This is a genomic window from Petrotoga sp. 9T1HF07.CasAA.8.2, assembly GCF_002895585.1.
GTDB classification, from domain to species: domain Bacteria; phylum Thermotogota; class Thermotogae; order Petrotogales; family Petrotogaceae; genus Petrotoga; species Petrotoga mobilis.
The window spans coordinates 1-10,499 of record NZ_AZRI01000048.1; the positions used below are offsets into that span (position 1 = coordinate 1).

The window sequence follows — 10,499 nt, forward strand, 5'->3', positions numbered from 1 at the left end:
GTAAAAAAATATCTCGCCAGGTTTGAGTTCTCCTTTTTTGCATATCTCTTTGTATTTTTTTTCAGTTTCGGGAAATCTTATTGCAATCTCTAAAGCCAATCCCTTTCCCATGTATCCTTCTGTATTCACTGGATTTATTAGAAGGTTTCCGGGTTCTAAGAATTCTAACAATGAGTATTTTACAATTTGCATAAAATTCACCTGCTCTAGAAAATTCGTTTTACTGTTATATATTCATACTTTCATTAGGAACTTACAAATTAACACAATCAATATAAAGTTCGTTTTGAAACATCATATCAAAAATTGGTGAGTCTTTAGGGGTTTTTATCTTTTTTCTATCAATTTTTTCTTTATTTTCAAAAGTTCTCTTATTTTCTTCTGAGAAGGTGTAGACGCTTTTAATATAACTTTTATCAACTATTTCTGGAATTAGTATTTCTGATTGTGTGATCGATTTTATCTTAGGCTCCCTCCACCAGTAAATGCTGAATATATCATCGAAATTTAATGATTCAAAGGTTTGCTTTGTATAAATTGAAATTTCAGCATTTTTTGAGCTAGCATTTCCATATGAAATCAAGGTTCCAGTTTGATTAGCCACTTCGCTATCTATTTCTAATATTACCACATTTCTTCCTTCTTTTAAGTACCTGTAGAGTAAAGCATTCCTTGGATTTATGAGCAATGGTACATATTTGTGAAGTCCTTTTTCTTTTCTTCTTTGCTGGATATCTTTATCGGAGAAATCTTCAAACTTTATATTTGGGTCTTTTTCTACTCTTTCTCTACAAAAAATCCCTTTATCAAAAATACTATCAACATTTTTAAAAGAAGTAATATAATAAAAGCTCATCTTTTCAGGCTTTCTTACTTGATTTTCCATTTTATTTTCGTATAAGCTGTCAAAATAACGATCGCCTGTCCTATCAACGAGTTGGTGAACTAAATAATTTTCAATTTCCTCAGGATATGAATTATACAAAGTTCTTATATCCGTACCATACTTTACTTTTGCTATTTCCTCAGGTTCTTTTGATAATTCATCTACTAATTCGTCAAAAGTCATTTGTCTAACCTCCTTCGTAGAGTCAACTTTTTCACAGTTTTATGAATCTGTTGCTCTAAGGTTTTGTATTTGATACTAACCAGTTAATCACCGCCTTTTCAAGTAGTATTTACTAATTTTGCTTGCAACATGTTATCAAAAGACAGTTATACTTGCATATTATCTCTTCGCTATTTTATCGTTGTTATACAAGCTTATCAATTTACTAAAGTCAAAAACAAAAAAGCGCCCTATAAGGGCGCTCTCTATAGCTTATAAAAAGTTTATCGATCGTTGTTAGTTCTTTTCAACACATACACACAGTATTTTTAATTTAATTTAATTTAATTTAATCCATACTTCTTCTTTATAATTTTGTATGATGTGTTGTATGGTAAATGAGTTCAAAACTATTCCTATTATCAAAATAATTAATACACCTTTTTTCATTTAATTATCTCGCAATAATTTTTATTCAAAACGATTTTGTAGCAAACATGTAAGTAGTTTTATTCAAAGACTTTCTCTTTGATACCCCTTGTCTCACCTCCTATATATTTTGTCTGGAACAATTATTAATTATTTAAGGGAAGGAAAATAATCTAACTCAAATGTAGGGTAGTAGTTTCCATGTTATTAGGAGACAGTTAGATGGGGAGTTTTTCTATAACTCTTTTTTAAATTGAGTTATCTTTGGTAAGTCGAGTTCATATATTTGATGGGGTTTGTTTATTATTTTTTTCTGTAGTTAACATATTTGGAAATGGGTATGGTTTTTACCATCTTTAGAAGGCGATGCTCAATTCTGTGCCATTAACTTTTCGTATGCTTCATTCAGTTTCTTTACTTTCTCTTCCGCCAGTTCTTTTGCAACTGGATCTAAGTGTCCAAAATTGTCGGGATGATATTTATGTATGAGCTTTCTATAAGCTGATTTTATCTCGCTTTCAGAGGCGGATGGAGGGACCCCTAATAGTTCATAATATTGAAGTAATTCATCAGATTTATAGTTGGGAGGTTCAAAGGATTGACGTGCAGATGAAATCTCATATTCTGATATACCAATAAGTAATCCAGCTCTCCTTATAATCTCGTCCTCTTCTGGGGCTAGCTGATTGTCAGAATATGCTATCTTATACATAGTATATATGAGCCAGAGTTTTATATTATAATCAAAATGCGCTTTTAAATATGAACAGATATATTCAAGAGAAGCGTTGCTTTCAAGTGTCTCATTAAATATATTCATGGCAATCTCGAGTTGGTCATCATGAAACCCCATTTCTTCCTCAAAAATTCTACTAACAAGTTCAACCTCTTCGGCTTTGACTTCATTATCCACGCTCACAAGTTTTGCAAATAGTACGATTACGTTCGTAGGATCTAAAGGCGGTGAATCGACCTTTTTGCGCTCAGATGATGTTTTTCTTTGATTTTCTATCTTCTCACTTATTGTAGCTGCTATGACTACAAACAACACGTAACTAATCATTGACACAATAACAACCCATATCATATCTTAATGATTAGCCTCCCCTCTCTTCTAGATGTATACAGATTGTGTCTTGCCTTTATTTCCCTTGAATCCCTTTTAAGGTGTTTTCTTTTGTTAATCATTATCTAGGCCTATTTCTGAAGTAGGTAATTTTGTTCAAGATATAATGAGTGTTTTTTACTAAAACAAGTCAACATAGTTTGATTGTAGCTTGCCTGTTTCTATGCTATCAAAAGGCAGTTATAGAGAACCAAATTTGTTACTGTGGTCTCAGACTGTTAAACAAGCCAGGTTGCGAGTATTTTTGTTTTTCTTGTATAATGCTTGTATTGTCATTTAGCCAATTAAGCAAACGAATATTTTTATTATCTAAAACTTCTTCATTTAAAGGTTTCGCTCCCATATTTATGAGTTTTTGATTGCCTTTTGGGACATCCTTTCCTTGTCTCACAAATAGTGGAACCCATTTGTTTTTTATATTTTCCAATGCCCCTGCCCAAGTACCCCCTTTATTCTCATCAGACGAGACAACAAGTGCAAAATTTGATAATCCATAAATATACTTATTTCTATTCATAGCGTTATACACCGTAAAGTAGGCTTTAGGGCTAACAGCCGAAAAAAGAAGTAACTTTCCGTTAATGATAGCCTCTCTAACCTTTTTTTGTTTAATCTTCTTTGAAAGACTATCGGATAAAACAGATATTACACTTCCGCCGCTAGTTAGTGCTGTTTCTTGAGCAATAATGTCTACGCCTTTCGCACCTCCTGATACTATAGTTAATTCTTCCTTTACACTACGAGTAACAAACTTCTTTGTGTAATTCAAACCATTTTCGTCGATATTTCTTGACCCTACTATAGCGACAGTTTTTGTTTTTAAGAGGTCCAAATTGCCACAATAGTAAAACATAGGAGAACTTTTCTCTTTTACTACCTCCTTCAATCTTTTAGGATAAGTTTCTTCAGCCCATGTGGTAATGTTAATGCCTTGACTTTGTAGCTGCTCTATCTCTATACCTACTTGTCCGGCTCTTGCCAATAATTTTTTAAGCCGAAGAATTTCATCTTTTGGGAGATTTAGTTCCTTGCTCCAAACTTGCTCATCACTGCTAAAAAGAGCCCCAGGTTTTTTCAAAGAAGACTGCTCAAGTCTTTTAAAAAGTTTGTTCCATTGACTAACAGTATATGGTTTAAGACTATCATCATTTTTCATATTTAGACCAATATCAGAGCATATCAAAATAATCGCTAAACTATCTTTTGTTAAACTATTCATCATTCAACACCTTCTGATTTTGATGTTGAGGCAAGTGCAAAGGGGTAAACATCACCTGAACCTGCCTTTTTGAGTAATGATCCACAGACAGTGAAAGTCCACCGTGAATCAACCATATCATCAATTAAAAGAACAGGATCCTCCGGGCATTTACCAATAACCTTAAATCCGTCATACGCATTTTTACACTGTTGAAAATTGTTCTGCATTGACTTTTGTTTATTTGTTTGTTTTGTTTTTATAATCATATCCAGATAGGGGATTCCCAATTTTTTTGCTATTCTTTGAGCCAAACCTCTAACTAATTCCGGATGTGTTAAAGAAGGTACAGCAGTAACCCACTTTGGTGCACTTTCCATATTCCAATGATTTCTGATTAAATCGACACTAGCATCTACTAATTCGTCTCTAAAAGTATTATTTTCATATTTATCCTGTCTTACATACTTGCCCCAACCAGCATCTCCATAGGTGCATAAAACTTTTCCAATTTTATTTTGCTCGGATTCGGGGATTTTTTTTGCTGTGGAAGCAATAATTCCGGCTGGCCACATCTTTCTGGGGGCAATTTCTAAAAATTCTCCTTGAAGGAATTTAACAGCCTCTAAAACGTTATCTTTACAAACTTTTTCACTGAAAAACTTCTTACCTTCACAATTACTACACTTTCCACAATCTTTAGCATAAGGGTCATCCAATTGTTGAGAAATAAACTTCATATAACAAGTCTTAAGGTCAACAAATTCTTTCATTTTCTCAAGTTCGGCATACCTTTGCTCTGTTACGCGTTTGCTCTTTATTAAATCAGGATTCCATGGATTTATGGTTCTTGAGTATATTGAGTTTTCTTTGGAAATGACCGTATCAATAGTCAGCAGCTTGAGACAATTTCTCAATCGTCCTTGTGATATATTCAATTCTTTTAGAATTTCATTTTCGCTAAGTCCATTTTCAGAATTCTCAATTAAATCAACAACCTTCTGCATCTCTTCTTGAGAAGGAAACGCTTCTCTAATGAAGAACTCCTGAATATCATCATCTTCGCCGCCGTTTAGTAAAATAGCATATGCGTTATCTAATTTTCTTCCTGCTCTGCCAATTTGCTGATAATACTCTACTAATGAGCCTGGACGTTGAAAATGAATAACAAACGCTAAATCAGGTTTATCGTAACCCATTCCCAATTTTATCGTTGATGCAAGGGCCTTCACTTTATTTTGCATTAACAATTGCTCTCTTTTTTCTTGAAGATCTCTGTTTTCCTCTTTGTTTTCAGAAAGCCTTGTGTGATACTCTAATACACTAATACCTTTTTTGCGAAGCCACTTTGCTACCTTATTACAATCTGAAATCGTTAAACAATAAATTATTCCTGATCCCTCAATTTTTGTGATATTTTCATATAACCAAGCTAGTCTTTCTGCTTGATCCTTAAGTTTTATAGTTTGCAACCTTAGCGATTCCCTCATTAGAGGGCCTCTTATTACTGTTAAATCACTGCCCAACTGTTCTTGTATGTCTTCTACAACCCTTTGATTTGCAGTGGCTGTTGTTGCAAGTACAGGAACATTAGGAGGAAGATATTTTATGATTCTTACAATTCTTCTATAATCAGGGCGAAAATCATGTCCCCAATCAGATATACAGTGAGCTTCGTCTATTACGAACATTCCTATTCCACCCTTTATCTTTGGCAGAATTTTTGTCATAAAATCTTGATTTCCTAATCTCTCAGGTGAAAGCAGCAATATATCACACTTACCCTCAAAAAGACGTTGTTGAACCCTTTCCCAATCCTTATTGTTATCACTGTTTATTGTTTCCGCACTAATTCCTATCTTAGTTGCATTTTCTATCTGATTTTTCATAAGGGAGAGTAATGGACTGATAAGAATTGTAGGACCTGCCCCTTGTTCTCGAAGCAATTTAGTTGCAATGAAATATACTATACTCTTACCCCAACCAGTTCTTTGAACAACTAAAGTTTTTTTGCGATTTAAAACTGATTCTATACTTTCCCATTGATCATTGTGAAATTCTGCTGTTTGTCCTAACATCTCCTTTAATAAAGCAAGACCTTTTTCCTTCATTCATACTCTCCCCCTTTGTTTTTAAGAATCATGGTAATTGTTGAAATCTATGAATTCAATATCATCAATATCTTCATAATCAGGATTATAATTACCGTGATCTTCAGTATCAAGATCATATTTTATTAATTCTGAATCGTCTAGATCTTCGAACCAATATTGAGCTTTTTCTAATTCTTCTAATTCTTCTAATTCTTGTTCTTTGTATTGTAGCACTATTAATGTTTTTTCTTCCCAATCATCGTCATAATCTATTGATAGGTCACAATTATAGTCTTCAAAAGGATCGTATTTAGAATTTCTATCCATATTTTTTCTCTCCCTTATGATAGTATAAAAATTATACCAAAAAATATAATAGGAAAGGTCTAATAACATGGTTTTTCTTCCTTAACAGTGTAAGGGGCTTTTTGTTTTTTCAATGAACTTCTATGAGTATTGATATATTATCTGGATATACTTGTATTTTACCATCCTCTTTATATATCATATGGGAATAATATTTTCCGTTTATTTCAAGAAATTTTAATTGGATAGGTTTATCGATATGATCTTCAACATATGTGTTGTGTTGGTAATCAATAAAATAGTCACAAACATAATATCTTATATTATATAAAAGATAATTAGTTGCTGAATAAGCAGATGATTTTTCGGGATCTCTCCAAACTATAACATCCTTTCCTGATCTTTCATACATAAATGAAAACAAAAGAGAAGTTTCTAAATCAACATTACCAAGATCACCAACACTTTCGTGTATGTAAAAATATTTTTCAATAATTTCCTTATCAGATAATCTTGGATATCCAATTACATCAGAATAAAATTCTTCCATTATTGGTGGTAACGACATAGGATCTTCAATTCTATATTGAGCATGATCAATATCATAAAAAGTAAGTGGGAGTAGAAATATAACAAATATTAATGCTCCAAGTTGTAATTCTGTCATTTCAATTTACCTCCTTTTTTACCAACCATGTAATAATCCAATATCATTTGGGAATACTTTTATATCAAATCTTTCTTTCCATACAACATGTGAATAAATTTCACCATCAATAATTATTAGATAATCATGATGGACGTCATATTTGTCATAAATTAAATTTCCCTCAGAATCAATTTCTCCAATATAATAAGGTAAATAACATATAGCATCAATAAATTCTGGAAGTTCACCCGCAAATTCAAAACTTGGATCTCTTTTGAATATAGCATTAATATCTTCAGGTAAAGCTATCAATGCTTCAAATGGATTATCATAAGATTCTTCAATATATTCTTCTGGATATATATAAAGAGGACCTTCAGTTAGCTGAAACCAAGATCCATATCCAAAATTAGGTTTTATAGTTGGAAAATAAGTGGGTGGTTGTAGAGATATTAAACCATATTGTTCTTCACTTGGAGCTATGAGAACTAAATTAGATGGTGCAAATGAACTAAATAATTGATACATTTCTACTGATTCTTCAAAATCTATTCCTTCAAAATCTCCATTGACACTATCATCAATATAAAAATATTTTTCAATAAATTCTTTTGTATTAATATCACCATCGCTTAAATCTTGACGATAATTAAAATAATAATTATACATTTTTTCTTGTTCTTCAGGAGTCAAAATATTATCACTATTCTGATAATATGGTAAATTATAACCAAGTAGAACTAATCCAAAGTATCCTCCAAAGAATATAGCAAAAGCTAAGAATATTGCAAAATCTTCACTCATTTTATTCACCTCTCTTTTTAAATTTAATATTTGGTATGAAATATTCTTTCTCCTCTTCCAGTTGGTATAGAATTATAATCATAAGGCGCAAGAAATTTTTATTCCAAATAGTTAAGACACAAACATCATTTGCTACGCAAGTGAGATTAAGAAAGGTTTCTAAAGCATTTTGAAAAGAGAGTTTTGCACAAACCAGCAAAATTTATTTCCTTAAAGGTAAGATAAACACCCAACCGCTGGGGTAGAGTCAGTTTATACAGCAACTAACTGTTTTACTCCAAACTGCCTTCTGATAAGTTTATAATAAGTTAGTTTCCGCTAATTTCAAAGAATGCAAAGCAATGCGTATCAATTGTTTCAAGATCGTTTATATCTATTATTACTAAACCATTTTTCCAATCTGCTACATATGCATAGTTATCTTTCACGAAAACATCCCAAGCTTCACCCGAGGTATTGTAATAGTCTGCTTCTTGTGGATTTGTTGGATCGCTTACATCTACTATCACTAAACTGTCATATCCATTCGCCACATATGCATAACCATCTTTTACAAAAACATTCCATGCTTTATCTATCGTATCAAAATAGCCTATCCTTTGTGGATTAATTGGATTGCTTACATCTATTATCACTAAGCCATTACATCCACTTGCTATATATGCGTAATTATCTTTTACGTAAACTCCTAGTGCTCGATCTGTTGCATCGCAATACCCAACTTCTTTAGGTTCTTTCGGATCGTTTATATCTACTATCACCAAACCATTCCAATCATCAGCCACATATGCATAGTTATCTTTTACGAAAACATCTTCTGCATCGCCTATTGTATCGTAATATCCTGCTTTTTGTGGCTCTGTTGGGTTACTTACATCTATTATCACCAAACCATTCGAATCATCTGCAACGTATGCATAATTATCTTTTACGTAAATTCCCTCTGCAGAGCTTCTTGTATCGTAGTGTCCCACTTCTTTTGGTTCCGTTGGATTGCTTACATCTATTATTACCAAACCGTTCTTACAATCTCCCACATATGCATAGTTGTTTTTTACGAAAACATCCTCTGCATTACCTATCGTATCGCAATGACCTATTTCTTTTGGTTCTTTTAGATTACTTATGTCCACGATTATCAAACCATTTTTATTATCTGCAATGTATGCGTAATTGTTTCTTACAAAAACACCCCATGCTTTATCTGGAGTATCATAACTACCTACTTTTTGTGGCCCTGTTGGATCGATTATATTTGTTGGATCTTTTATATCTGCTATTGCTAAGCCATTATATCCGTCTGCCATATATACGTAGTTGCCTTTCACATAAATATCACGTGTCTCATGCGACATATTGTAGTGACCAGTTTTTTGTGTATTGTAGCAACTCACCTTTTGTGGATTAGTTGGATCACTTACATCGATTATCGTTAAACCTTTGTATCCATTTGCTATATACGCGTAATTGTTTCTTACATATACACTCCAGGTACTTCCCAATTTCAGATGTGACAAATATTTTGGGCTGGTTGGATCGCTTACGTCTATTATTATTAGGCCATCATTAACGTTTGTTATATATGCATAATTATCCTTCACAAAAACGTTTGATGCATCATCTGCTGTATCGTAATAACCTACTTTTTGTGGATTGGCTGGATCACTTACATCTACTATTACTAAACCACTCGAATAACTTGTTACATATGCGTAGTTATCTTCTACATAAACTTCTCCTGCACTATTTACTGTTTTGCAATGTCCTACTTCTTGTAGTTTTGTTGGATTGATTACATCTATTATCATCAAGCCCTTATACCGGGCTGTAATGTAGGCGTAATTGTCCTTCACATAAACACTTTCAACGTCATATATTGTATTGTAATAACCTACTTCTTTTGGCTCTTTTGGGTCACTTATATCTACTATTACTAAACCACTATTACAATAACTACTATCTCTGACTGTAACATAGACATAACAGCCTTTTACATAAACATCCTCTGCACATGTTAAATATAGATGTGACAAATGCTTTGGATTTGCTGGATTACTTACATCAAATATATCTATCCTATCTGACTCTTTTATTTCTATCGCAACTATTATGTCTTCTACCTCATTGTTTGTACATTTTGTTGTACTGAAAACTGTAGTTATTAGAAGAAAAAATAGAGAAAACAATAAGATACGTTTCATATGCTAACCCCCTTGTATAATATTGTCTAACAAAAATTTTGTGTGCCTAACTTTCTTTAGTGTTTAAACAACATTGGGATATTCAATTTTATACTTATATTTAGTTTTTTTCTTTATATAATATGCACAGATGTAAGACTTAAAAAATAATACTAAAATAAATTGTCAAAAAGATTATACATCAATTGCTATTGAATTTCATTAAATATTTTCGCTATGTCTGAATAACGTAGCATGAAATTAAAGGTAGTTTTTATTCCTTAAAGGTAGACTAAGAGACAAACGTCATTTGCTTCGCAAATGAGAGTTGGAAAGTGTTTCTAAAACATTAGGGGAAAAAACGTTAAGCACAAGTTAGCAAAATTTGTGTTTTGAAGAAAAATCTGTCGATCTCCTGGATTTTTGACCTTATTGGAGGTCGACAGACATCTTTTGTGGAAGAAAATACTGTACTTTCATGTTATCAACAGGCAGTCACATTATGAAGCTCTTAGTATGATTCAATATTAAAATTAATTATCTGTTGAATCAGTCCAATTTTCATCTTCTTTATATGAATTAAAAGTATTTGCGAACGTACAGGGCGTATTTATTTTTTCCAATACCCTTTTGTTTGAGTAGTTTTCTAAATCTTTCTACCTTTTC

General features: G+C 32.3%; 8 protein-coding genes and 1 pseudogene. All 9 read right to left on the reverse strand.

Translation table 11 applies throughout. The annotated features are described in order from the left end of the window. A pseudogene (locus tag X925_RS09795) lies at window positions 1–192 on the reverse strand (macro domain-containing protein); the annotation flags it as partial. A gap of 61 nt (window positions 193–253) precedes the next feature. After that, entirely contained in the window at window positions 254–1,069 is an 816-nt protein-coding gene (locus tag X925_RS09800; protein WP_121959842.1) for a DarT ssDNA thymidine ADP-ribosyltransferase family protein, read from the reverse strand. A 778-nt stretch (window positions 1,070–1,847) separates the two neighbouring features. Next, complete coding sequence (locus X925_RS10570; protein ID WP_304465928.1) at window positions 1,848–2,564, reverse strand: TerB family tellurite resistance protein; 717 nt, start codon at window positions 2,562–2,564, stop codon at window positions 1,848–1,850. A 238-nt stretch (window positions 2,565–2,802) separates the two neighbouring features. Next, window positions 2,803–3,825: a DNA-processing protein DprA gene (locus X925_RS09810; RefSeq protein WP_121959843.1), complete on the reverse strand. Its 1,023-nt coding sequence runs from the start codon at window positions 3,823–3,825 to the stop codon at window positions 2,803–2,805. Beyond that, on the reverse strand, window positions 3,822–5,912 hold the full coding sequence (locus X925_RS09815) for a RecQ family ATP-dependent DNA helicase (RefSeq protein WP_121959844.1): 2,091 nt from the start codon (window positions 5,910–5,912) through the stop codon (window positions 3,822–3,824). The genes X925_RS09810 and X925_RS09815 overlap by 4 nt, the downstream gene beginning before the upstream one ends. Window positions 5,913–5,933: 21 nt before the next feature. Next, entirely contained in the window at window positions 5,934–6,221 is a 288-nt protein-coding gene (locus tag X925_RS09820; protein WP_146026702.1) for a hypothetical protein, read from the reverse strand. Window positions 6,222–6,330: 109 nt separating this feature from the next. Further along, complete coding sequence (locus tag X925_RS09825; protein WP_121959846.1) at window positions 6,331–6,867, reverse strand: hypothetical protein; 537 nt, start codon at window positions 6,865–6,867, stop codon at window positions 6,331–6,333. A gap of 18 nt (window positions 6,868–6,885) precedes the next feature. Then, window positions 6,886–7,653 carry a hypothetical protein gene (locus X925_RS09830; protein ID WP_121959847.1) on the reverse strand — a complete coding sequence of 256 codons (768 nt, stop codon included), beginning with the start codon at window positions 7,651–7,653 and terminating at the stop codon, window positions 6,886–6,888. 308 nt (window positions 7,654–7,961) lie between these two features. Continuing rightward, entirely contained in the window at window positions 7,962–9,854 is a 1,893-nt protein-coding gene (locus X925_RS09840; RefSeq protein WP_121959849.1) for a hypothetical protein, read from the reverse strand. Window positions 9,855–10,499 lie beyond the last annotated feature (645 nt).

Bases quoted from the DNA above. Each gene is read 5' to 3' on its own strand.
- X925_RS09815 (WP_121959844.1), bottom strand. From the start codon at position 5,912: ATGAAGGAAAAAGGTCTTGCTTTATTAAAGGAGATGTTAGGACAAACA.
- X925_RS09825 (WP_121959846.1), bottom strand. From the start codon at position 6,867: ATGACAGAATTACAACTTGGAGCATTAATATTTGTTATATTTCTACTC.
- X925_RS09820 (WP_146026702.1), bottom strand. From the start codon at position 6,221: ATGGATAGAAATTCTAAATACGATCCTTTTGAAGACTATAATTGTGAC.
- X925_RS09840 (WP_121959849.1), bottom strand. From the start codon at position 9,854: ATGAAACGTATCTTATTGTTTTCTCTATTTTTTCTTCTAATAACTACA.
- X925_RS09830 (WP_121959847.1), bottom strand. From the start codon at position 7,653: ATGAGTGAAGATTTTGCAATATTCTTAGCTTTTGCTATATTCTTTGGA.
- X925_RS09810 (WP_121959843.1), bottom strand. From the start codon at position 3,825: ATGATGAATAGTTTAACAAAAGATAGTTTAGCGATTATTTTGATATGC.
- X925_RS09800 (WP_121959842.1), bottom strand. From the start codon at position 1,069: ATGACTTTTGACGAATTAGTAGATGAATTATCAAAAGAACCTGAGGAA.
- X925_RS10570 (WP_304465928.1), bottom strand. From the start codon at position 2,564: ATGATATGGGTTGTTATTGTGTCAATGATTAGTTACGTGTTGTTTGTA.